Source organism: Acinetobacter sp. GD03645, from assembly GCF_029845285.1.
GTDB lineage: Bacteria > Pseudomonadota > Gammaproteobacteria > Pseudomonadales > Moraxellaceae > Acinetobacter > Acinetobacter corruptisaponis.
Window position 1 is genome coordinate 47,047 of record NZ_JAOCLL010000013.1, and the last position, 23,445, is coordinate 70,491.

The following is a 23,445-nucleotide window of genomic DNA, read 5'->3' on the forward strand; positions in this document are numbered from 1 at the left end:
AGGGCGAATACATCGCCCCTACTTTATCTTTTAGGCTGTGCCTGAATCAGACGCTGCCCTTTAGCATCAAGCAAATATAAATTTGTACCATCAAACTGGAAACGCTCAACCCGTTGAATGAGATCCATCAAATCAGCTTCCTGGGCCAAAGCCTTATGACAACTGTCATGTCCAGCCATAACATCAAAATCAAGTTTCTGCCGAGCAAAGTCATATGTATAACGACCATAAATAGCGTTACAGCCTGTATGGCCAGAGACTGTCTTTGTCACCGAGTTAAGCAGGAAACTCGGATACTGGTTAAAAAACAATGCACGCCTATTCTGAATGGTCATAATTTGCCATTCAACATCCTGCACACCATCGCTACTTTTACGAACCTGCATTGCAGGAGGCTGAACCACACGTTTTGGTTGCAAGGTGGTTTTCTGCACTGTTTTGGGTTGACTCTGGCAGGCAGCCACCATCACAACAGCCGACAAAATGAAAGTTTTATGAAAAAAAGATTTCATGGAAAAAATCGGATTTTTCACGGTAATTTGCTCAGACATTGATTTCTTTCACCTTTTAATCAATACACCAGTTAGGCAGGCTGAATTCTGTTACGGTTCTTTAAGTACAACTGTAGAATAATGCTAGTGTTCATTTATCTGAGCGTGCTAATATCAACGGTAAAATAGCAATATATCGTTATGATTGGTTTTGCTATCTCGTTTAGTTTTATTATCTTGTGCAAACAAGGTTACTAGGAGCGCTGACGGATATGACTTCCGCCCCACTCAAAAAAGCACCCATTAACTGGACTGCTAGCATTACCTTAATTGGAACACCAATTCTTGCGATTATTCTAATCCCTTTATACGCTTATTATTATGATTTTAGTGTAAGTGCCTGGGTCAGTTTATTTTTTCTTTTAGCATTAAGCAGCCTGGGAATTACAGCAGGTTATCACCGTCTTTGGGCACACCGTGCCTATGAGGCCGCTTTACCGCTTAAAATCCTGTTGATGATTGGCGGTACTTTCGCTGTCCAGAACAGTATCCTGTTTTGGGCTTCAGGCCACCGTACCCATCACCGTCATGTTGATGATGTAGACCAGGATCCATATTCAATCAAACGTGGTTTCTGGTATGCACATCTGGGCTGGATGATTCGCGACCACTCACCCTCTGAACCCGATTACAAAAATGCACCTGACTTGCTCAATGACAAGCTGGTGATGTTCCAGCATAAATACTATGTCCCAATGGTCATTGCAGTTCATGTGGGCTTACTGGGTGGTGTTGGCTGGGCAGTCGGCGATGTTTGGGGTGTCGTTCTACTGGGTGGTTTACTACGCCTGATCATTAGCCATCATGTGACATTCTTCATCAACTCACTGTGCCATATGTGGGGCAAACGTCCTTATACCGATGAAAATACCGCACGTGATAATTTCGTATTGGCAATCCTGACTTGGGGTGAGGGTTATCATAACTACCATCACATTTTCCAGTACGACTACCGTAATGGGGTAAAATGGTGGCAATATGACCCAACCAAATGGTTGATCTGGACCAGCTCCAAACTTGGCTTGGCTAAAAATTTACGACGCATTCCAAGCTTTAATATCCAGAAAGCTGAACTTGCGATGAAATTTAAATATGCTGAGCAGGATTTGGCGATCTACGGTCATGATGTCAATACCGACATCGTGCAAATGAAGCAACGTATTGCGCAGGAATACGAAGCCTTTACCCATACACTCAATGATTGGGCAAAGTTGAAAGAGCAGGAACTTCATGCGAAAAAGGCAGCGATGGCTGAAAAAATCCATCAGATCGACCATAAACTTAAGGTTGATTTCCAGTTGCTTGAACATCGTCTTGCTCACCATCGCGAATGTTTGGAAACCTTAATGCGTAACATCAAAAAAGCGCCTGTTTCTGAATAAATCCATGATGATTGAAAATGGTCTCTTTATAAGAGGCCATTTTTTTATGTCTTCTAAACAGTATTTGCTATATGTTCTTGTATGGCTTTAGCCTTTACTTGCCCTTGTGGCAACATAATTTGCTATATTCATTTTTAACCCCGATCACGATGTCCAGTTTATGCAATTCAATCCCCGCTATGCTTCCCTCAATCCTAAACTTTACCATCAGCAACAGCCCAGTCCTTTACGTGGTGCAAAAGCTGGTCACTTTAACGAAGCATTGGCTGATGAGTTGCAATGGAATGAAGAGGATAAAGCCAACTGGGTTGAGATTTGTAGCGGACAAAAAACCTTTGCTGAATTTCCACCTTTGGCAATGGTCTATGCAGGACATCAATTTGGACAATGGGCTGGACAGTTGGGCGATGGTCGTGGCTTGTTGATTGGGCAAATTCTCAATCAGCAAGGACAAACCATTGATCTCCATCTTAAGGGTGCGGGTTCAACACCCTACTCTCGTATGGGTGATGGTCGTGCGGTATTGCGTTCGGTGATTCGTGAATATCTGGCTGGACATGCACTGAATGCGCTTGGCGTGGCTTCAAGTCATGCAGTCGGTTTTACCACTTCAACCCAGGGCGTACAGCGTGAGACATTAGAACTGGGTGCCATGTTGTTACGCACCTCAGACTGTCATATCCGTTTCGGTCATTTTGAATGGATCAATCAATATGCACCTGAACTTTTGCCTGAATTTACACAAAAATGTATCGAATGGCATTATCCAGAATGCTTGGAAGCAGAGAATCCTATTTTGGCGTTCGCTCAGGCAGTAGTTGAACGAACAGCGATCATGATTGCCAAATGGCAATTGGTCGGCTTTGCGCATGGGGTCATGAATACCGATAATTTAAATATTACAGGTTCAACACTAGATTTTGGTCCATATGGCTTTATGGAGCGTTTCCGTCCGAACTGGATCAATAACCATTCCGACCATCAGGGTCGCTACACCTACCAAAATCAGCCAAGTATTGGGCACTGGAATCTATGGACGTGGTTAAATAATATGATTCCGTTAGCCACTCCTGAAAATAAGGAACAGTTCAAACAGGATTTGGCGACTTGCCTAGAAAAATTTGAACCGACCTTTTTAGAATATTATGGTCAGGGTTTATGCAAAAAAATGGGACTTCCCCATTTTCATAAAGACAGTCTGGATTGCAGTTTTATTTTTCTTGGTATTTTACAAACCGAGCAACTCGACTACACCCAAAGTTTTATTCGCTTGCAGCAACAGGATTACAAGGCATTAAGAGATGATTGTATCCATGTACAACAGTTTGATGATTTTCTGATTCGTTATCAAAATATTCGACAGCATCAAGATACTGATGAATTAAACCAAGTCATGCAACAGGTGAATCCACATTACATTCTACGTAACCATATGGCCCAAAAAGCCATTGAGCAGGCTGAACGTGGCGATTTTAGTGAGGTTGAACGTTTGTTTAAGCTACTGAATCAGCCTTATTTAAAACAACCAGACCTGGAAACTGAACAGGATATTGCACCTTTGCCAAGTGATGTGCCTGAGGTGATGGTAAGTTGTTCATCTTAATTCTAAACAGTTTGAGTTCCCTTGCGCCGCTATCGCGACGCAGGTGAGTTATTCGTTTTAAAAGAATATCCCGAGAAGAACGTTAAGGGTAAAAATAATGTCACAGCAACAAAGCTACAGTGAATATTTTTATTTCACTATTACCCAAGATAGTGAACAATCTGTTCAAGAAATCTCAGAACAATATCATTTTGATCGAATGTGGGGCTATGAAGCCTGGAATAAAGGTCAAATCAGTGATGATGGCACACATCAATTTCAACAGATGTGTATTCGTTTTGACATTGACCCAAATTTAAATAATGCAGAGCAAATCCAGCATTGGTTTACTTATCTTGAAAATAAAACCAATATGTTACAGCTTCCCACATCATTTCATCGAACTTTGCATTTAGTCACGCATGATGTAAATATGCAAGGTGCAGGGTTTCATCTGAATATTGATCTATTACGAGAACTGAGCGAATTAAATGCTGGATTTCACTTACATGGTTATTTAGATCAGGATGATAGGCATGACTACCCTTATGCCCAGCCTATAAAAATAATAGAACAATCACGGCCATGTAGTGAATATGCTTATTTCTCTATCGTAGCTCGCTTACCTGCTTCTGAATTACAACAATTATTCCCTAATCTCAATTTTGAAGTATGTTTTGATCAGGGGCATAATATATATCGACCAAATGCTGTGATTAGACCGATAATCAATCATCAGAATTCATTGATTAAACTACATTCACGTTTAGATCGAGATTCATTAAAACTGAATGAGCATATTGCTGATGTAGTGGAACAGTTACTCCCTTATCAAGACACATTGCAGCAGCTCTTTTTTAATCCCCAATATTCGCTCGGTGTCAGTGCAACAGGACATATTGAAAATCCACATCACCGCCCCGTTAGCGCAGCCAATATTAGAAAATTGTTTACACTAGGCTTAAGTTTAGATGTGGATTATTATTTTGCTTAGTCTCTACCATTGATATTGAGCAAATAATTGAGCGCCCATCCTCTTGGCCTGATTGGTATTTAGATCATCTGCAATATACTTCAAGCCAAAATTTTGATGCTGTACGGATAAACCAAAAGCATGGGTCTGAGGTTCAAAATGGATTCCCCATTGTACACCTCTATCCCAATAAGCATTCAATTGCCAAAGACTACTATATTGATTGCTGATTGAACTCATACCTAAACGCCAATTCTGATCTGAATGATAATTTAGATCAGTATAAATTTTAAAAGGCAACTTCTGCGTATATTGATGATACTTATTAAATTGTCCCTGAATATCAAATCGGGGACGCTTATCCTGATCATAAGCAATCTGATATTGGGTGTAGGGTGCATCTTGCCAATATAAATAGGCCAAAGCATCCTGAATATTGATATTTAATTTCCAGTGATTCGCAATAGTCCCTTGTAATGAAGTATCAAATGCAAAACCATATCCATGATTCGCTCGCTCATTCCAGCCCATTTTGTCTTCTTTTAATGCTGGCTGGTCATAACTATAGTCAATTTGACCATTAAGCCACTTCACACGATCCATAAGTTGTTCCTGATCTGTGGTTTTCGCCAAAGCATTCACCTGACCATCAGCATAATTTCGGCCAATTAATGCGGTTGCCCCTGTAGTTACATTCCAGTTAGGTGAAAGTTGCCAGGTATATGCAAATCGTGACCCAACCGTATCAATATGCTGTGCCTCTAGTTGCAAATTATATTGAGTATTGGCATCAATCAATTTTTCATTTTTGATCTGATAATATAATTTTGCAGTGTCTGGACTAAAACGTAGTACATAATCATAACGCCAAATCCAGCTAAAATCCCATTGTCCCTGTTTAACACCCAACTGCATTAGGCCATGGGCAAATGCATTTTTTCCCGATTTAAAGTTTGGGTCATCCCAATCATCTGTAAATGCGTGAATCGACAAAGGTTCACTATATACATCTGCCTGTACTTGATAATAGATTTTTTCCTGGGCATTGGAATAGAAAGGCATTAGCATTCCCAATACAGCTAGACTTTTTTTGAGCATATAAAAAGGGGGATTTACTCCCCCTCTCCTTTTTATGATTATGGTGCAATCGCTTTAACGGTATTATCTGTGAATTTTGCAGAATATACGTTATCTGAGACTTTGCTTACTGTAGCGTATGAGGTGTTACCCACTTTAATCTGTGCTGACGTAAACTTGTCAAGATCAGCAATTTCAACATAAGCACCATTGGCATGAGACAGTTTTGCCCATACAGTTGGCTCATGCGCCGCATTAGGATCATTACCAATCAAATTATCTGTTTTAAAATCAGCCGTAAGCGCATCTTTATCTACAGCAACCTTAATCGTTGCTGTACCTTTCTGATACTCATTACGCTTCGCAGTTAAATCAATACTAAATGGTTTAATGCTGGTACCACCACCCTTGACATTACCACTGAGTTTCACATTAAGGTCCGCGTTGATAAATGCAGCAGCAGATTCATCACCACCTGTAATATCAATTACTTTGGATAAATCATTATTTAATTTAATGCTTGCCTCTAAGTTCAGGTTCTCATTTCCAGCAACAGCCTTACCTTTTAAATTCAGCTCAGTTGGGATAAGCTCAGTTGATGTACTTGAACCATCCTTAAACTGAACTTGTGTAGCCTTGCTTGAAAACTCCGTTAAGCTCAACTCTGCACCCGTACCAACAGCAGTCAACACAATATTCGCAAACTTAAACTGTGCAGTCTTAGGTGCTTGGTCACTAGAACGGTCATCCAGTTTTTTTGCATTGTTATAAACAACTTGAGCAGTACTATCACTATTGACCGCCAAAATTGCCTCTTTCTTACTCAGGACATTCTTGGTCGCAATTTTCCCACCAGCAACCAGTTTAAAATCGTAAGTTGATTTAGATGCCGAGAATGGTGCTTCAAGTTTCAGATTGGTTACACCCACAGTAGCTTCATTACCAAAAACGTCATGCCCTGTTTGTGTTTTAGAGTCCCAAACATAATCTGTCCAATATTTAGCTGTAACTCCCCCTGTTACAGTCACAGAATTTGGTGTCACACTGACTTTTAGCGTATTATTGCTCAATTGATAGTCAGGGTAATAATACTGGCCATAGGTTGAGTCTTCTTTTAATAAAGCCTCTAGCTGAGTTGCATTATATTCTTGGGTTGAACCATTTGCATCTTGCTGTGCCAATGAGGCCAAAGTCAAAATCAAGCTACTGGCATTACCAATATCACTGCCAGCATCACTAATTGCATCGAATGTCGGCTGGTATTGTGATTGCAATCCATCAAAACTATCAAAATAACTAATAATAGTATTTGTTGTATCTACCAATTGCTTTGCCTTATCCAAGTCTGATACTGGAATGGCTGGATTTTCAGTATTATTACCACCATTATTTGATGATGAATCACTACCTCCACCACAAGCAGTTAAAATAGCCGAACAAGCTAAAACCAACAATGTCTTCTTAAACATTCTATAACCCCTTTTTATAGAAAACTGTTATCTAAATTATTAAATTTAGGATTTTATAAAACCATGCTTAGGTTTTTTATAATCATATCTAGTTATATTTATAATGACAATTGATTATTTAATAGAAAGCCCTTTATTAATAAAGGGCTTATATTTTTTACTCATCAGGATATTCAAAACGATAGCCAACCCCATACACCGCCTGAATCCATTCATGGCGATTACCTGTATCAGCAGCTTCGGTGATTTTACGGCGCAGATTTTTAATATGACTATCAATCACCCGATCCGCCACATCAAAACTGTCAGGGTTAATATGATCCAGTAGTTGCGCCCGTGAATATACCTGCCCTAAATGTTCTAAAAATAGCTCCAATAAACGAAATTCTGTTGGGGTTAAAGTGAGTGCTTTTTGTTGATACCAGATGCGTTGCTGTGCCTTATCAATACGGAATAAATCATCTTGTTCAGGTTCAGTCTTACGCTCCAAACGGCGCAACACCGCCTGAACACGTGCCACCAGTTCTTTTGGGCTAAAGGGTTTACAGATATAGTCATCTGCGCCCATATTTAAGCCCAATACACGGTCAATTTCTTCAGTACGCGCGGTCACCATGATAATCGGCAAGTCTGACTGTTCACGCACCTTACGGCAAATGGTTAGACCATCCATACGTGGCACCATCAAGTCCAGAATCATCAGGCTAGGTTTACGTTGCTGAAACTGAGTGTAGGCATCCTGACCATCATGAAACATGCTGACCTCAAAACCAGCCGCCTCCAAATAATCCCGAACCAGCTCTGCCAGTTCAACCTCATCCTCAACCAACATAATATGTTTCATGGTCTTCATCCTATCCATTATCCTCAAGCAAAGAGGAGCTAAAAAGTTATTTGATCTGTTTTGGGAAAGTCAGTACACAACGTAATCCACCCAAAGGTGAATGATCAAAGCTCAGTGAACCATCCAGTGCCTGTGCCAATTTACAGGACAATGCCAAGCCCAGGCCTGTGCCACCTGTACTACGAGTACGGGAATCATCCACACGATAGAAACGTTCACCTAAACGCGCAAGTTGCTCATCATTGACGCCCAATGGACTGTCATCGACATACAGTATCCATTGTTGCTCATTTTGTTGAGTGTGAATCTGTATTTTTCCACCTTGTTCCGTGTAACGGACACAGTTCCCTAACAAATTGACGATAATCTGTTTAAAGCGGTCACGGTCTAAAGATAACAACACGCTCTCGCCTGACAGTGAAACTTCCAACTGATTCTGTTCAAAAGTGGATTTAAAGTTTTCAACTTCCTGCAACACCACATCCCATGGGTTGACCTCAGCAAAATAGCATTTGAGTTGCTGTGCATCCGCCTGCGCCAAATCTGCCAAGTCCTGTGTCAATTTCTTTAGACTGGTTACTTGACGCATCATGGCATCAAGATGTTCAGGTGTGGCTTTACGGATTCCATCCTGCATCGCCTCAATCTGTGCCTGCAATACCGCCAATGGCGTTTTCAACTCATGTGAGGTATCAGCCACCCATTGACGGCGGGACTCCTCATGTTGATGGAGGATGTCAGCCAGATGATTGAGTTGATTGGATAAATCCCCCAACTCATCATTGCGTTTAATCACTACCTGATGCTGGTAGTTGCCACGTGTCATTTCCAGTGTTGCATTGAGCAAACGTTGAATCGGTTTCTTAAAGTAGGTCGCCATCAATAATGCCGCAACCAGACTCGACAGCACGGTAAGCGCATAGACCAACAGTAAATATCGTTTTTGATTACTAAAGAAGTTGATACTGGATGCATCATCCTGATCGAGTACAGGTTTCAATCCCAGATAGCCCACCACGTCCTGCCCCACCATAATTGGGCGGTAGGAAATTTGGTCTGACGCAGGCTCGCCCACAATAAACTGGTGTTTGGCATCATACAGCGAGAGACGCGAACTTAAGCCCAAGCGATCAGGAATCGACACAAAACGTTTTTTACCACTTTCAACGGTGCTTTGTTGTTTACTGCCTTTTTCATCGGATTTCAGCCGAAACTGGCTGGCACGCAATGGAAATTTTAGGCCCTCAAAAGGTTGATATTCTGAGGGTAAATTCTTTTTTAGAATATTCAACTCTTCTTCATTAAAGATTTGACGGCTTTTAATTTCAGTATTGTTCTGTGCCAGTGTTGGGGAAAGACTAAGTAAGGTGTGGTCATTAAAATAACGTTGCTGCAATGCGATGTCATACTGGCGACGTAACCACCACTGCGATAAACGATCATAGTCATCAGGTGCCGCCGTGCCCTCGATTTGAAGAATCTGTGCCTGAATGGCATTGCCCCAGTCATGGTAAACCGTATAGACATTGCCCAGATTGGCAATGAGGCGGTCCAGTTTCTGCATTTCCACATCGGCAACATAGCGCGCAAAGTTTTTTTGCATGGTCCAGTGCAAAATCCCCAGACTAATCGTTGCAATCAGCAAGGTGGTGAGCAGGACTGTCAAAAACAGGCGTAGCGCGATCGGGACACGACGAACATTCAAAAGCTTAGTCTCAATATTGTTCTCTTTATGGATTGTACCCAACATGGTTGAAAAAAACTCTCCATTGTTTCTTCATCTTTATTATCTAATCTTTAACTATCAAAAATAACGCAGATTGGGAACACCACCATGAATCTTAAAAAGACATTATTGCTCGGCACATTGATAACAGCTATGTTTGGTTTAACAGCCTGTCAGTCTACAGCACCCAATACCTACGCAGATGGACACCGTCACGGCAAATACCCAATACAGCGGGATGGCGACCGTGGCTTTAAACAGCGCCCACAGCTCACCCCTGAACAGCGTGCGGAATGGCAGGCAAAACGTGAACAGCGTTTAGATCAACGCGCAAAAATACGTGAAGAACATGAAGCGCAACGGGCAAAAATTGCTACCGCCTGTCAGGGCAAACGTATTGGTGACCGTGTCAATATTCAATGGAACAACCGCACCATTGAGGGGACATGCGAAGTTCGCTTTACTCCAGATCAAGCCAACTTTAAACGTCAGGCTTAATCACCACACTTCTTTCCTCTTCCTCACGGGCGCGTTAAGCGCCCTTTTTTTGTCTACACAGCTGCTTACGATTTTCAACATGCAGTTTAAGTCAAAAGTATAAAAAACACCTACAATCTAAACGTTTAAACAGGTTGAACCACAAACTTTGACTTAGCAGTCACTCAGAAATGACCTGTAAAAGCTTGTACCGAACGATGACTTGTTGCACGATTAGCGCTACAAAATGGAGCCAATTGGGCACATTTATCATTGACTAAGATTATAACTCTGGTTTCACCAGTATTGAGGAACCCGCTATGCCACAATACAAAGCACCCTTACGTGATATGCAGTTCGTATTGCACGAATTATTAAATGCTGAAGCACATTACGCAAAACTGCCTGCATTTCAAGGCAACGTAAGCCGTGAATTGGTTGATCAATATTTAGAAGCAGCGGCTGACTTCTGTGAGAATGAACTTTCTCCTTTAAACCAAGTCGGTGACCGTGAAGGTTGTACTTGGAATGACGGTGTTGTCACTACGCCTACAGGTTTCAAGGAAGCGTATCAAAAATATATCGAGCTGGGCTTCCCATCGCTTTCTGCTGATGAAGAGTTTGGCGGTCAGGCATTGCCAAACTCTTTGGGGATTGCAATCTCTGAAATGGTTGGTACAGCAAACTGGGCTTGGGGTATGTATCCTGGCTTGTCTCACGGTGCGGTACGTACCCTTGAGCACTGGGGTTCTGACGAACAGAAAGCCACTTACCTACCGAACCTTGTTTCAGGTGTTTGGACAGGCACCATGTGCTTAACTGAATCTCATGCAGGTTCAGACTTGGGTATCATCCGTTCTAAAGCAGAGCCAAATGAAGATGGTAGCTATGCAATCTCTGGCGAGAAAATCTTTATCTCTGCTGGTGAGCACGACATGGCTGACAACATCATCCATATCGTTTTAGCTCGTTTACCAGGCGCGCCTAAAGGCACCAAAGGTATTTCACTCTTTATCGTTCCTAAGTTCCATGTTAATGAAGATGGTTCTGTGGGCGAGCGTAATGCGGTTCGTTGTGGTTCAATCGAACACAAAATGGGTATTCACGGTAACGCAACCTGCGTGATCAACTTTGATCAGGCAAAAGGTTACTTGATCGGGCCTGAAAACCGTGGCTTAAACTGCATGTTCACATTCATGAACACTGCACGTATTGGTACAGCGGTTCAAGGTTTGTCTGCATCTGAATCTTCTTTCCAGGGCGCTTTAACCTATGCGAAAGACCGTTTGGCAATGCGTTCTCTTTCTGGTCCTAAAGCACCTGAAAAAGAAGCAGACCCAATCATCGTTCACCCTGCTGTTCGCAACATGCTTTTAACACAAAAGTCATTTGCTGAAGGTGGCCGTGCGCTGGTTTACTTATTGGCTCAATATGCAGACATCGTTGAAAAAGGTGAAACTGAGGAAGAGCGTAAGTTTGCTGACAACATCCTGTCTTTGTTGACACCTATTGCTAAAGCATTCCTGACTGAAACTGGTTCTGAATCTGCGAAGCACGGTGTACAGGTATTTGGTGGTCACGGCTTCATCTCTGAGCACGGTATGGAGCAAATTGTACGTGATACACGTATTGCCTGCTTGTACGAAGGTACCACTGAGATTCAGGCACTTGACTTGCTAGGTCGTAAAGTATTGCAAACTCAGGGCGCAATGTTGAAAGACTTCACCAAGATCATCCATAAATTTGTTGAAGCAAACAAAGACAATGCTGCGATGCAGGAATTTGTTGCACCATTGGCTGCTGCCAACAAGGAATGGGGCGACATCACCATGCAAATCGGCATGCGTGCAATGCAAAACCCTGATGAAGTTGGTGCGGCTGCGGTGGATTACCTATACTTCTCTGGTTATGTCACACTTGCTTACCTGTGGGCACGTATGGCATTGGTTGCTCAGGAGAAATTGGCTGAAGGTACAACTGATGTTGACTTCTACAATGCGAAAATCAAAACAGCACGTTTCTACTTCCAGAAGATCCTGCCACGTGTTCGCTCTCACGTAGACGTGCTTTCAACAGGTGTTGCGCCATTGTTTGAACTTGATGCAGAACACTTCGCTTTCTAAACATAGTTTAGAATGAGATGCAACGTTCATCACAGAAAAAGGACTGGTCAGTTTTGACCGTCCTTTTTTTGTTTAATCAGTGCTAAATTTACACCATTCATTTATTTGTTCGTTTTATTTGATCACTTTGCACATGACCTGTGCGTAAAAAGGAACGATTATGCCAATTTATAATGCCCCATTAGCAGACATGAAATTCATCTTAAATGATGTATTTAAAGCAGAACAATTTTGGCAGTCTAATGAGAAGCTTGCTCATGTAGATGCCGCAACTGCTGAAGCGATTTTAGAGGAAATGGCGAAGTTTGCCCAAAACGTGACCCATCCATTGAACCGTACTGGCGATGAAGAAGGCGCGCGTTGGGAAAATGGCGACGTGTTTACACCAGCAGGTTTCAAGGATGCTTTCCGTCAATATGCTGAGGGTGGCTGGATCGGTCTAGGTGCCGATGAGGAATGGGGCGGTCAAGGCATGCCAAAAATGCTGACTGTACTTTCTGATGAAATGCTGTTCGCAACCAACCCATCTTTCATGCTTTACCCACTTCTTTCTGTGGGCGCAGGTATGGCTTTAAACAGCTATGCATCTCAAGAGCAGAAAGAAACTTACCTGCCTAAAATCTATTCTGGTGAATGGTCAGGCACCATGTGCTTAACCGAGCCACATGCAGGGACTGATTTAGGGATTATCAAAACCAAAGCTGAACGTAACGAAGATGGTACTTACAACATTACAGGTACGAAAATCTTCATCACAGGTGGTGACAACGATCTCGCTGAAAACATCATTCACCTTGTTCTTGCAAAAACACCTGATGCACCTGCAGGTTCACGTGGTATTTCTTTATTCATCGTACCGAAGTTCCTGTTAAATGAAGATGGTTCTTTAGGTGAGCGTAACCCTGTTGGTCCTGGTTCAATTGAACACAAAATGGGCATCAAGGCATCTGCGACTTGCGTGATGAACTTTGACGGTGCCAAAGGTTACCTTGTTGGTAAAGAAAACGAAGGTCTTGCGGCAATGTTCGTGATGATGAACTACGAACGTTTGTCTATGGGTATTCAAGGTCTAGGTGCTTCTGAATTTGCTTACCAAAATGCGGCACAATATGCGACTGACCGTTTACAGGGTCGTAGTGCAGCAGGTGTGCAATCACCAAACAAACCAGCGGACAGTATTTTAGTGCATGGTGATGTGCGCCGTATGTTGCTCAATGTACGTGCCAACAATGAAGCATCTCGTGCATTCGCAGTGTATGTGGGTCAACAGCTTGATATCACCAAGTTCTCAACTGATGCAGAAGCAGTGAAAAAAGCCAATGACCGTGTTGCGCTATTAACACCGATTGCAAAAGCATACCTCACAGATACTGCATTCCAGGCAACTCTGGATGCGCAAATGGTGTTCGGTGGTCACGGTTATATCCGTGAATGGGGTATGGAACAGTGTATCCGTGATCTTCGTATTGCACAGATTTACGAAGGTACCAATGGCGTTCAATCTCAAGACTTGATTGGTCGTAAAACCATTAAGTGTGGCGGTGCGTTCATTGCTGAATATATCGCTGAAATCCGTGACTTTGCCAATGCACTGGACACAGACTTAAACTTCATTAAAGATGCAACCTTAGATGCTGCAACTGAAATTGAAGCCATTACCCAATTCATCATTGAACAAGCTGCTGAAAATGTAGATTTCCCAAATGCTGCTGCGGTGGATTATCTACATGCAGTTGGTCTACTGAGCTTTAGCTATATGTTCGCGAAGATCGCTGCTGCTGCAAAAGACAAGTCTGGTGATTTCTACCAAAACAAATTGGCTTTGGCGCAGTACTATGTTGAGCGTATCTTGCCAGAACTTGATTCTCGTCTTGCGAAAATCAAGGCAGGTTCTGACTTGATCATGAACTTTAGCGAAGATTACTTCACTAATCAGGCTTAATTTTAGTCTGGTTATTCAAACTGCCTAGACCAATTGGTTTAGGCAGTTTTTTTATGACCTTTGTAAAATCAGCATAAAAATTGCATCCATTTTTATGATCATGTTGAGTACATTAAATTTCCATGTCTAGTTCAAAAGAGAAACTTGAAGACCTACAACGTCTATTCGACCGTTTAGGTCACTATGCGGTTGAAGCCTTTCATTATTTGGCGCTGTTTATTATCGGCTGTATGATCGCATGGTCAGCCGTGCATACGGTGATTGAAATCCTTACCGTTAAGCAATACGCAAGCATTGACGATATTCTGCTGTTATTTATCTATCTTGAACTGGGGGCGATGGTTGGGATTTATTTCAAGACCAATCACATGCCCGTGCGCTTTTTGATTTACGTGGCAATTACCGCACTGACCCGTTTACTGATTGCTGATATTCAGCACAATCATAAAGCCTCAATGGATCAGGTGATTATTACGGGTTCTATTTTAATCCTCGCCCTAGCCATTTTAGTGGTGCGTTTTGCTTCATGGAACTACCCATCCGTGATTCGTAGCAAAGATCAGGAAAAGCAAATTCCTGCCAATAAAACACCTCAACCCCAAGATGATGAACTGGCATAAATAAAAAAAACAGGCTTGATGCCTGCTTTTGATCGATCATGTTATGCAACCCGATAGACACGGTATTTTGAATCCACCAGTACATATTTACCCTGTACCTGCATCCAGTTATAACCACGTGGTGGTTCATACAGGCGATGTAGGCGGTAGTTTGACACCACATAACGGTTACTACGGAATGCCGATGGCAACTGGTCGCCACGTTTAAAAACAATACGCTGACCATATTTGTTGCCCCTGTCATTTAACCAGTGGGCTTCACGATGGTCATGGCGGTCATAGCGATGATCGTAACGATCTTTATAATCGTGATGATTGTTCCAGCGATTTGAATCTGCCATCGTAGATGCAGAAACACCAAGCATTAAGGTTGATACAAGTAATATTGCCGTCTTTTTCATTGTTTGATCCTCTGTTTGACCTGAATCCAGATTAAGAGAAACTCAAGGAGAAACCATGAACAAATCCAGCGACATTGCAAAGCTTTGTAATGAAATCCAAGAAATTATGGAGGTCATCATCAAGGAACAATTTCAAAAACACCCAAAAATCAGCGAATAATTTCAATGGTGAAATTATCATCGGTTACCAAGAGATAACGTCCATCCACCATAACCCAGTGTCGACCGCGTGGCGGCTCACGTAAGGAATAATAGTCCCAGTCACGAACCACATAACGCTCACTACGGAACTCACCAGGCAACTCATTCCCCACCACGAAAGACTCACGGCGATAACTGCCCTCATATTGGGTATCTGGATAATATTCAATCCGAACGCCTGGTCGATGGTTGGGGTAAGGGTGGTTATTATTTTGATAGGGCTGATAATAATAGCCTTTTGGTGGCGCAGAGGGGGTATAGCGCTGATTTGAAAAAGCAAATGGGTCCTGTGCAGGCTGCTGATAAGATGGCGAAGCCTGATGCGAGGAACGGCGCTCCATCCCACTATAGCCACTCCAGGCATTATCGGCATAGACCATTGCGGGAAGACAGCTCAACACACCAATAAAAGCATAAACATCGTATTTAGATCGCAACATTGCCCTCTCCCCTCATCAAATCCTAATTTCTATTTTAGAGCAAAAAATCAGCAATGACTGTTACCATTCGATACCATTCAGGGCAAATCAAGGATGAAATAAGGAGGGATTTTTCGTCGAGTTTGAGAATATGCTAAAATCCATTTTTCAATTTTGGGGCAATGTCAGTGTCTGAAATGAATTTTGATCGTCTCTATCAATTCTTCTGTAAGGTTCCAAGTGTACAGGAATCCAGAATCGTGGCGCATGGTACAGATGGTCAACATGCATGGTGGTTTAAGTTCAATATTGATGTTGAACATCCTTTGGCATGGCAAACCGTTCAGGAATTTGGGCATGTACTGAATTATTTATCCACCAATGAACGCCTGCCAACCCAGTTCTTTCCTGTTTCACCGCCACCCTACATGAATGGTGAAGCCAAAGACTTTCTGGCCTGGGTGATCCAGTGTAATCATGCTGAGTTTAGTCCCGATGTGGTCTGTGACTGGCTGGAAGCACGACTTCCAACGCCTGTGGAAGATGAAAGCCAGTGGAAAATCAAAACGGATCTCAGTGAACTCGATCAGTTGGCAGATAAAGATTTAGATCAGTTGATTCCACCGAATTCTTAAAAGCATGTTAAGATCAAATCTTCCCTGAAGCGCGTTATGAGGTATTGTCATGGCAACCGCATATACTTACGAACAAGACTTTGTTGGCTGGCTGAATACTCAGGCTGAATTACTCAAAACAGGTAAAGTAAACGAATTAGATATTAAAAATCTGGTTGAGGAAATTGAGGCAATGGGCAGAAGTGAAAAACGGGAACTTGAAAGTCGCATGATTATTCTTGTGATGCACTTGCTCAAATGGACATTCCAACCCAATTATCAAAGCCGAAGCTGGGCAAATACCATCAATGAGCAACGAAGAAGAATTGGTCGTGTGATTAAAGACTCTCCAAGCTTAAAAAATTCACTCAATGATACTGAGTGGTTTAATGACATCTGGCAATCTGCGCTATATCAAGCTGTGAGTGAAACTGGACTAGATATTAAAATCTTCCCAGAACAACCCATCTGGACAACGCAACAAATCCTTGTAGATGACTTTTTTCCTCATCATGATAGCGAGTCTAAATAACAATATAAAGACGCTCTAATTGACAATTAGAGCGTCTTTATATCTAAAAAGTCGATAAACCTGACCATTCCATAAAACGATATAGCCAGTATTTTGTTTTCGATTCATCTGCATATTTTGCATAATCAACTGTCACCTGACGAGCATTGGCATTGCTCCATGCCGCATTAAAATATTGTCCTGCATCTTTAAACACCTGCGCCTGTGCTGAGCCAACCACTCGCATATCAGTTTCAAGGTTATAGTTTTTCAGGTTACGTGCAGTGAGGTTCGCTGAACCCAAAATTAGCTCAGCTTGCTGGGCATTGTATTTGACCAGCATTTTGCTATGACACTGTTCGCCATGCGTATCACACCAACGGATCGGGATGCCTGCGGCATGTAGCTCCGAAGCCACCTGACGGTTTGGAATGCCATTTTTTTGACGACCAAAGGCATCCTTGTTTGGGTCAATCATTAAACGAATATTCACACCACGTTGCTGTGCCTGCTTCAATGCATCAATAACATTGCGCTCAGACAGATAGAACATGGCCATATCTAGATGTTCTTTAGGCTTGGCCTCATTAATCATGTTGAGTACGGCATCATAAATGGCTTTTTCAGTCAGCACCTGAACTTGTGGCAAACTTTTGTCTTCAGTGAATCCACCCATAATCACAAAGGGACTGGAACCCTGCGACATTTGTGCAACCGCCTGCTCCGTTTTCAGCACATCAATTGCGGTTGGTCCATCAACCACCAATGCCACATTACTATGATGTGAGCTGCCATCATGTGGATTGGCGGAAGTCACCAGACTTTTCCAGCCTTGCTCTGTATCCACCACCAATGTTTTACGGTGATTCGCCTTAAAGTTAAACAGTTCCAGATAACTGCGCAGGGTAATCTTTTCATCCCCGAATGGATTACTTAACCAGCCTTTTTCTGGGTTATTACCCAGACTCTGGCAGCAGATATACCAGAAACCTGACCACAATGGATTCGATGCACGCAATGGTTTTAAATCCGTTTCAATCACATCCACGCCTGCCTGACGTAGCTGACGGTAATGCTTTGGTGCAATCCCACCATAAACAGAATTGATTGGATCAGTAATGACAACCACCTGAATATTTGGGTCTTGACGACGCTTTGCGATCAATGCATCGGTCAGTTGTTGCATTAAAGGAAACTGTTTAACTTTGGATTTTCCAACTTCCTGATTAAACAGGAACATATCCAGCACAATTGTGGTCTGTGCCTGATCAATCAGTTGAAAGACTTCCCTGAAAATATGTTGGTCTACCTGTTGCTGACCCTGCGCATCCATATAGGTTTGATCTGCCAGAAATTTCACATTGGCATGGCGCAGTTGTCCCGTAAAATCCAGCCCTTGTGGGAGCGGTTTTACAGTGTGGTAAATTGCCGAAGCAATGTACCCAATCACCACAATACTCAATATGACTGCCATGTAACGCCGACCTGACCAGTTTAATTTTTGATGGATTCGTTGGAAGATACGCATATAAACAGAAAAAGCCCTAGCCTAATGGGTTAAGGCTAGAGCTTATGCTTTGATTTTTCAATAAGATTTAAGTGACAAATTAGAAACTAAAGTTCACACCAACGGTAAAGTTACGTCCCACCTGTGGAATGGTCGAGAGGAATGAGGCATGTTGATAGACCTGATCATCCAGCAGGTTGTTGGCATTCAGGAACACCCGATAATCGCTGACATTACTGTACTTACCTGAGTACGCCACACCGAGATTGAGCATGTTATAGCTTTGGGTGTCTGTTTCATAAGCCGCAATCTTGTCCTGCTGGAACACATGATAGTATTCAGCCGAACCACTCCAGTGATCATCAAAATTAGCATTGACCTTAGTCCCTAAACGTCCTGCGGGTACACGAGGTGCATTGTCATTGTCGATCTTGCCACGTACATAATCACCAAACACACTGAGCTTATAGACTGGTGAAATTTGATAGCCCGCTTCCGCTTCCGCACCATAGAACTTGGCTTTGTCCTGTGCATATTGCACCAGACGGAAATCCTTATAGCGGTCTAAGGTTTGGGCATAGATATAATCATCAAACCAGTTATGATACACATGGACATGATAATCAAAGGTCTGATCATCATAATGGAAACCCAGTTCCACATTATTTGACTTCTCCTTGCTCAGTTGGTCATTGCCCAGCTCATAGGTATTGGTGGCGAAATGTCCACCATCCGCATAAAGTTCCTGTGCCAAAGGCAAACGCTCCTGATGAGACGTGACCAAAGAAAGTTTGTAGTTTGGTGCAAACTCCCAATTGGCCGCACCAGAAACAGAAAAGGCTGAACCGTCGAAATCTTTCTTGCTTGAATCATCAATATCAATTTTTTGCTGGTCTGCACGTGCCGCTAGCTCGACATGCACATCATTAAATTGGGCATGTTCCAAAGCGAAAATGCTCCACTTTTTAGTGGTGTTTGGTGCCAAAAAGGCTTCTTCACCCGTAAGTTCCAGTTTTTGTTGTCCATACTGTGTACCAATCACCCCCTCCCATGCACCCAGTGGGTTGTGTACCAACTCTAAACGTCCATCATAACCCTTGTTTTTAAAACGGGTCGCAATGGTGTCTTCCTCGATTTCATCATGCTGGTAATCGGTATAGCTGGCCTGAGCACGCAACTTTTTAAAGCCTGCAAACGGATCATCCAGTTCTGTACGTACATCATAACGTTCAGATTTCAGGTCAATCCAGGGACCTGCTTCATGTGCATGATCATGGTCATGATCTTCGTGGTCATGTCCCTCTTCATCATGGTCGTGTTCACCACAGTGCAGGCTGAGTCCATGTAAATGACAGCTTTCATATTCATGGCTATGTCCTGGCAAGCCATATTGATCCTGACGGTTGCTATAGGAAATCCCCGTAAAGCCACGATCATAAATCCATGACAAACCGACATTTACCGTTTGACCTTTGGCAAAGGTATTATCGACACGGCGTTCCTTTTCGCCCTCATGTACATAATCTGGTGCAATATAGTCATTGGCTTCACGCTTTAAGCCCTCAACACGCAAGGCGACCTGATCACCCAAACCCACCGTTACACCCGCACTTGCCAGCTTTTCATCACTGCCCGTGTTGTAACGTAAGCCAACATTACCCTCATAGCCCTTTTCTGGCATTGCTGTTGGAAGTTTACTATCGGTAACATTCACCAGACCGCCCACTGTTCCAGCACCAAATAATAGAGTGGATGGCCCACGAATCACTTCAACCTGTTTTGCCAGTGCTGGATCAACCGTTACCGCATGGTCTGGGGAAAGTGTGGATACATCAATATTTTCAGATGAGTTTTGTAGAATCTTCACGCGTGGACCATCCTGCCCACGAATCACAGGTCGGCTAGAACCCGCACCAAACTGATTGGAGGAAATTCCCGTTTCACCACTCAATGCCTCGCCAATGGTCACTGCCCCTTGCGCCAAGCGTTTTTCGTCTACCACAGTGTCTGCAACAGCAAAGTCCTTTGAGGTTTGCTCAAGCGGATGCGCCTTGATGCGAATAGTATCCAGCGTAGTCGCCTGCTCATTTTCTGCGGCAAATACAGATACAGACGCAACAGCCAAAATGGATAAGGTCAGAATATTTTTCGGAAATGACATACTGTGTCTCAAATCAGTCGATCTTTATTTTTGTTATATTATAACATTTCATTATTTTTGCAATAAAAAACATACATGCAAACTTCATTTGTTAAACTGCCACTCCATGATTTAAGCATTCTTCATGATTCAAGCTTATGCCCTTTACCCTTTCCCATGCGGTGCTTGCCCCACCCTTATCCAAACTTAGTCGGGGTCATTTACCGATTGCAGCCTTAGCCATTGGCTGTATGACACCAGACCTGTATCGCCTGTTTACAACAGAGACCATTGTGTTAACCCATCAATGGTCAGGGATTTTATTTCCCAATCTTCCGATTGGCTTATGCTTTTGCCTGTTGTGGTATTTACTGTATCGGCCAGTGATTTATCGTTTTTTAGGGATCAAGCACCCTTTAAAGGTCAAATCCTTTGATGAGACGGTGGCTTTTATACTGATGTGTTGTTTAGCCATCATTTTAGGAACAGCAACACATCTCATCTGGGATGGATTGACTCATTTAGACTTCCGAACCTTTGCCTTTCAAGACACGCTCGCCCAAAATATTTCCCTATGGAATGTTCATTATCCCCTGCATTTTATTCTGCAAATTGCATCATCCATTCTCAGCTTGCCTTTATTATTGTGGATGTGTCTAAACTATTACCAAACCTACAAACAAGACACGCCTATTTCAGGGAAAATTAAGCTGTTTGCCCTGCTGAGTATGGCCATTTCAGTGACTGGTGGCATGTTGGCAGTGTGGAAATACAGCCACACCATTTCGGCTGAACTGTGGAATACTGAGCGTTATTTTTTTATTGGCAAAGCCATTAACCAGTTCTCCCAAAATGGACTCATACTATTTAGTATTTGCTGTTTAATGAGTTTGTTGCTGCATCGAAAAGCCTATATGGCAGAATTTTAACCCAAAGCATTGAATTAGGATTGTCCCGAAAGCATTAAGACTTGAGACTGGCCGTTCAACAAGGCATAATCTTCGCTCCATTGATGCTGCGCTGTTTACGTATGCATCTTCTACAGCCAATATAGTTTGGATAATAATTCAATATGATGCGCACTCATTACTGTGGCTCTTTAACTGAAGCCCAAATCGATCAAACAGTGACTTTATGCGGTTGGGTTCACCGTCGCCGTGACCATGGCGGTGTGATTTTCCTGGATATGCGTGACCGTGATGGTCTGGTTCAGGTGGTAATTGACCCTGATACCCCAGAAGCATTTGCAACTGCGGATAAGGCGCGTTCTGAATTTGTATTAAAAATTACAGGCCGTGTTCGCCGTCGTTATGAAGGCACTGAAAATGCCAATATGGTGAGTGGCCAGATTGAAGTTTTGGCAAAAGAAATTGAAGTTCTTGCTGCTTCTGAAACGCCTCCATTCCCATTAAATGACGAAAACACCAATATTTCAGAAGAAATTCGTTTGAAATACCGTTTCTTGGACATTCGCCGTCCAGAGATGCTGGATCGTTTACGCTTCCGTTCAAAAGTGACCAACCTGATCCGTAATTATTTTGAAGATCATGGTTTCTTAGACGTTGAAACACCGATTTTGACCCGTGCCACACCTGAAGGTGCACGTGATTATTTAGTGCCAAGCCGTGTTTCAAATGGTAGCTTCTATGCGCTTCCACAATCACCACAATTGTTTAAACAGTTGTTGATGGTGGGGGGTATTGACCGTTATTACCAAATTGCCAAATGCTTCCGTGATGAAGACTTGCGTGCGGATCGTCAGCCTGAATTTACCCAAATCGACGTTGAAACATCGTTTATGTCTGACGATGACATCATGGATTTAATGGAAGGCTTAACAGTTAAAATGTTCAATGAATTATTGAATGTAAAATTCGATAAATTTGAACGCATGACGTATAACGATGCTATGCGTGACTATGCATCTGACAAGCCAGACATGCGTATTCCTTTGAAACTTGTTGACGTTGCAGACTTGATGCAGGACGTTGAGTTCAAGGTATTCGCAGGCCCTGCCAAAGACCCGAAAGGTCGTATTGTCGCTTTACGTGTACCAGGCGCGGGTTCACTTCCACGTAGTGCGATTGACGAATATACCAAATTCGTCGGTATCTACGGTGCAAAAGGTTTGGCTTATATTAAGGTCAACGAACTTGAAAAAGGTATCGATGGTCTACAGTCTCCAATCGTCAAATTCATCGAGCCAATCGTTCTTGATCTACTAAAACGTGTTGGTGCTGAAAATGGCGATATCGTATTCTTTGGTGCAGATAAAGCCAAAGTTGTAAATGATGCGATGGGCGCACTTCGTGTCAAAATCGGTCATGACCTGAATCTTGCAACTTGTGAGTGGGCGCCACTTTGGGTTGTTGACTTCCCAATGTTTGAGGAAACTGATGATGGCAAATGGACCTCTGTACATCACCCATTCACACTGCCAAAATCAAGTGTTGAAGAAGTGAAGAGCAATCCAGGTGCAGCACTTTCAGTTGCATACGACATGGTCCTCAACGGTACTGAGATCGGTGGGGGGTCATTGCGTATCTATACTCTGGAAATGCAAAAAGCAATTTTTGAAGCGTTAGGGATTGGTGAAGAAGAAGCCGAAGAGAAATTCAGCTTCTTATTGAATGCGTTGCGTTACGGTGCACCTCCGCACGGTGGTTTGGCATTTGGTCTTGACCGCTTGATCATGTTGATGACAGGTGCATCTTCGATTCGTGATGTGATTGCATTCCCGAAAACCAAGACTGCTGAATGTCCATTGACACAAGCACCTGCACCAGTTGAAGCAAACCAATTGCGTGACTTGGGTATCCGTTTACGTGAAAAAGCAAAAGCTGAAGAAAAATAAACTTTAGATTTATGATTCAGTGGAACCCTGCT

The 23,445-nt window shown here is 42.7% G+C and carries 20 protein-coding genes; 11 read left to right on the forward strand and 9 right to left on the reverse strand.

Features of this window, described 5'->3' with window-relative positions; all coding sequences use genetic code 11:
- Positions 1-23 precede the first annotated feature (23 nt).
- On the reverse strand, positions 24-551 hold the full coding sequence (locus N5J47_RS11740) for an META domain-containing protein (RefSeq protein ID WP_279960164.1): 528 nt from the start codon (positions 549-551) through the stop codon (positions 24-26).
- 212 nt (positions 552-763) lie between these two features.
- Here N5J47_RS11740 and N5J47_RS11745 point away from each other — a divergent pair, with 212 nt between their 5' ends.
- The 3 genes from N5J47_RS11745 (at position 764) to N5J47_RS11755 (ending at position 4,509) form a co-directional block, all read left to right on the forward strand.
- Entirely contained in the window at positions 764-1,933 is a 1,170-nt protein-coding gene (locus tag N5J47_RS11745; RefSeq protein ID WP_267981949.1) for an acyl-CoA desaturase, read from the forward strand.
- Positions 1,934-2,093: 160 nt separating this feature from the next.
- A complete protein-coding gene (locus tag N5J47_RS11750; protein ID WP_279960163.1) occupies positions 2,094-3,536 on the forward strand; it encodes a protein adenylyltransferase SelO family protein in 1,443 nt (480 codons plus the stop codon).
- Between the two features lie 97 nt (positions 3,537-3,633).
- Positions 3,634-4,509 (forward strand): hypothetical protein, encoded by an 876-nt coding sequence (locus N5J47_RS11755; RefSeq protein WP_279960162.1) that lies wholly within the window; start codon positions 3,634-3,636, stop codon positions 4,507-4,509.
- Between the two features lie 3 nt (positions 4,510-4,512).
- On the opposite strand, the gene N5J47_RS11760 is transcribed toward N5J47_RS11755, so the two are convergent.
- From N5J47_RS11760 to baeS, 4 genes are all read right to left on the reverse strand, one after another.
- Complete coding sequence (locus N5J47_RS11760; RefSeq protein WP_279960161.1) at positions 4,513-5,586, reverse strand: hypothetical protein; 1,074 nt, start codon at positions 5,584-5,586, stop codon at positions 4,513-4,515.
- 38 nt (positions 5,587-5,624) lie between these two features.
- Positions 5,625-7,034 carry a hypothetical protein gene (locus N5J47_RS11765; protein ID WP_279960160.1) on the reverse strand — a complete coding sequence of 470 codons (1,410 nt, stop codon included), beginning with the start codon at positions 7,032-7,034 and terminating at the stop codon, positions 5,625-5,627.
- A gap of 157 nt (positions 7,035-7,191) precedes the next feature.
- Positions 7,192-7,878 carry a response regulator gene (locus N5J47_RS11770; RefSeq protein ID WP_279960159.1) on the reverse strand — a complete coding sequence of 229 codons (687 nt, stop codon included), beginning with the start codon at positions 7,876-7,878 and terminating at the stop codon, positions 7,192-7,194.
- 46 nt (positions 7,879-7,924) lie between these two features.
- Positions 7,925-9,583 carry a sensor histidine kinase efflux regulator BaeS gene (gene baeS, locus N5J47_RS11775; protein WP_279960202.1) on the reverse strand — a complete coding sequence of 553 codons (1,659 nt, stop codon included), beginning with the start codon at positions 9,581-9,583 and terminating at the stop codon, positions 7,925-7,927.
- Between the two features lie 129 nt (positions 9,584-9,712).
- Between baeS and N5J47_RS11780 the strand changes: the two genes are divergently transcribed.
- The 4 genes from N5J47_RS11780 (at position 9,713) to N5J47_RS11795 (ending at position 14,766) form a co-directional block, all read left to right on the forward strand.
- Complete coding sequence (locus tag N5J47_RS11780; protein WP_279960158.1) at positions 9,713-10,102, forward strand: heavy-metal resistance; 390 nt, start codon at positions 9,713-9,715, stop codon at positions 10,100-10,102.
- 299 nt (positions 10,103-10,401) lie between these two features.
- A complete protein-coding gene (locus tag N5J47_RS11785; RefSeq protein ID WP_267981955.1) occupies positions 10,402-12,204 on the forward strand; it encodes an acyl-CoA dehydrogenase C-terminal domain-containing protein in 1,803 nt (600 codons plus the stop codon).
- A gap of 160 nt (positions 12,205-12,364) precedes the next feature.
- On the forward strand, positions 12,365-14,146 hold the full coding sequence (locus tag N5J47_RS11790) for an acyl-CoA dehydrogenase C-terminal domain-containing protein (RefSeq protein WP_279960157.1): 1,782 nt from the start codon (positions 12,365-12,367) through the stop codon (positions 14,144-14,146).
- Between the two features lie 122 nt (positions 14,147-14,268).
- Positions 14,269-14,766 carry a phosphate-starvation-inducible PsiE family protein gene (locus N5J47_RS11795; protein ID WP_267981957.1) on the forward strand — a complete coding sequence of 166 codons (498 nt, stop codon included), beginning with the start codon at positions 14,269-14,271 and terminating at the stop codon, positions 14,764-14,766.
- 41 nt (positions 14,767-14,807) lie between these two features.
- Here N5J47_RS11795 and N5J47_RS11800 read toward each other — a convergent pair whose 3' ends face one another.
- Positions 14,808-15,167, reverse strand: a complete 360-nt coding sequence (locus tag N5J47_RS11800) for an RcnB family protein (protein ID WP_279960156.1) — start codon at positions 15,165-15,167, stop codon at positions 14,808-14,810.
- A gap of 149 nt (positions 15,168-15,316) precedes the next feature.
- Positions 15,317-15,808, reverse strand: a complete 492-nt coding sequence (locus N5J47_RS11805) for an RcnB family protein (RefSeq protein WP_279960155.1) — start codon at positions 15,806-15,808, stop codon at positions 15,317-15,319.
- A gap of 167 nt (positions 15,809-15,975) precedes the next feature.
- Between N5J47_RS11805 and N5J47_RS11810 the strand changes: the two genes are divergently transcribed.
- Positions 15,976-16,422, forward strand: coding sequence for a hypothetical protein (locus N5J47_RS11810; protein WP_279960154.1), 447 nt, complete (start codon positions 15,976-15,978; stop codon positions 16,420-16,422).
- Between the two features lie 49 nt (positions 16,423-16,471).
- Positions 16,472-16,933, forward strand: a complete 462-nt coding sequence (locus tag N5J47_RS11815; RefSeq protein ID WP_279960153.1) for a DUF29 domain-containing protein — start codon at positions 16,472-16,474, stop codon at positions 16,931-16,933.
- Between the two features lie 43 nt (positions 16,934-16,976).
- Here the strand turns inward: N5J47_RS11815 and N5J47_RS11820 are convergent, their stop codons facing one another.
- Together N5J47_RS11820 and znuD are read right to left on the reverse strand one after the other, a co-directional pair.
- Positions 16,977-18,440, reverse strand: coding sequence for a phospholipase D family protein (locus N5J47_RS11820; protein ID WP_279960152.1), 1,464 nt, complete (start codon positions 18,438-18,440; stop codon positions 16,977-16,979).
- 79 nt (positions 18,441-18,519) lie between these two features.
- Positions 18,520-20,580 (reverse strand): zinc piracy TonB-dependent receptor ZnuD, encoded by a 2,061-nt coding sequence (gene znuD / locus N5J47_RS11825; protein ID WP_279960151.1) that lies wholly within the window; start codon positions 20,578-20,580, stop codon positions 18,520-18,522.
- Positions 20,581-20,717: 137 nt separating this feature from the next.
- Between znuD and N5J47_RS11830 the strand changes: the two genes are divergently transcribed.
- Together N5J47_RS11830 and aspS are read left to right on the forward strand one after the other, a co-directional pair.
- Positions 20,718-21,488, forward strand: coding sequence for a DUF4184 family protein (locus N5J47_RS11830; RefSeq protein ID WP_279960150.1), 771 nt, complete (start codon positions 20,718-20,720; stop codon positions 21,486-21,488).
- 143 nt (positions 21,489-21,631) lie between these two features.
- On the forward strand, positions 21,632-23,413 hold the full coding sequence (gene aspS, locus N5J47_RS11835; RefSeq protein ID WP_279960149.1) for an aspartate--tRNA ligase: 1,782 nt from the start codon (positions 21,632-21,634) through the stop codon (positions 23,411-23,413).
- Positions 23,414-23,445 lie beyond the last annotated feature (32 nt).

Coding starts and splice junctions, on each gene's coding strand:
- N5J47_RS11740 (WP_279960164.1), bottom strand. CDS start 551: ATGTCTGAGCAAATTACCGTGAAAAATCCGATTTTTTCCATGAAATCT.
- N5J47_RS11790 (WP_279960157.1), top strand. CDS start 12,365: ATGCCAATTTATAATGCCCCATTAGCAGACATGAAATTCATCTTAAAT.
- N5J47_RS11820 (WP_279960152.1), bottom strand. CDS start 18,440: ATGCGTATCTTCCAACGAATCCATCAAAAATTAAACTGGTCAGGTCGG.
- N5J47_RS11745 (WP_267981949.1), top strand. CDS start 764: ATGACTTCCGCCCCACTCAAAAAAGCACCCATTAACTGGACTGCTAGC.
- N5J47_RS11805 (WP_279960155.1), bottom strand. CDS start 15,808: ATGTTGCGATCTAAATACGATGTTTATGCTTTTATTGGTGTGTTGAGC.
- N5J47_RS11780 (WP_279960158.1), top strand. CDS start 9,713: ATGAATCTTAAAAAGACATTATTGCTCGGCACATTGATAACAGCTATG.
- N5J47_RS11755 (WP_279960162.1), top strand. CDS start 3,634: ATGTCACAGCAACAAAGCTACAGTGAATATTTTTATTTCACTATTACC.
- N5J47_RS11760 (WP_279960161.1), bottom strand. CDS start 5,586: ATGCTCAAAAAAAGTCTAGCTGTATTGGGAATGCTAATGCCTTTCTAT.
- N5J47_RS11765 (WP_279960160.1), bottom strand. CDS start 7,034: ATGTTTAAGAAGACATTGTTGGTTTTAGCTTGTTCGGCTATTTTAACT.
- N5J47_RS11830 (WP_279960150.1), top strand. CDS start 20,718: ATGCCCTTTACCCTTTCCCATGCGGTGCTTGCCCCACCCTTATCCAAA.
- aspS (WP_279960149.1), top strand. CDS start 21,632: ATGATGCGCACTCATTACTGTGGCTCTTTAACTGAAGCCCAAATCGAT.
- znuD (WP_279960151.1), bottom strand. CDS start 20,580: ATGTCATTTCCGAAAAATATTCTGACCTTATCCATTTTGGCTGTTGCG.
- N5J47_RS11770 (WP_279960159.1), bottom strand. CDS start 7,878: ATGAAACATATTATGTTGGTTGAGGATGAGGTTGAACTGGCAGAGCTG.
- N5J47_RS11800 (WP_279960156.1), bottom strand. CDS start 15,167: ATGAAAAAGACGGCAATATTACTTGTATCAACCTTAATGCTTGGTGTT.
- N5J47_RS11785 (WP_267981955.1), top strand. CDS start 10,402: ATGCCACAATACAAAGCACCCTTACGTGATATGCAGTTCGTATTGCAC.
- N5J47_RS11815 (WP_279960153.1), top strand. CDS start 16,472: ATGGCAACCGCATATACTTACGAACAAGACTTTGTTGGCTGGCTGAAT.
- N5J47_RS11750 (WP_279960163.1), top strand. CDS start 2,094: ATGCAATTCAATCCCCGCTATGCTTCCCTCAATCCTAAACTTTACCAT.
- N5J47_RS11795 (WP_267981957.1), top strand. CDS start 14,269: ATGTCTAGTTCAAAAGAGAAACTTGAAGACCTACAACGTCTATTCGAC.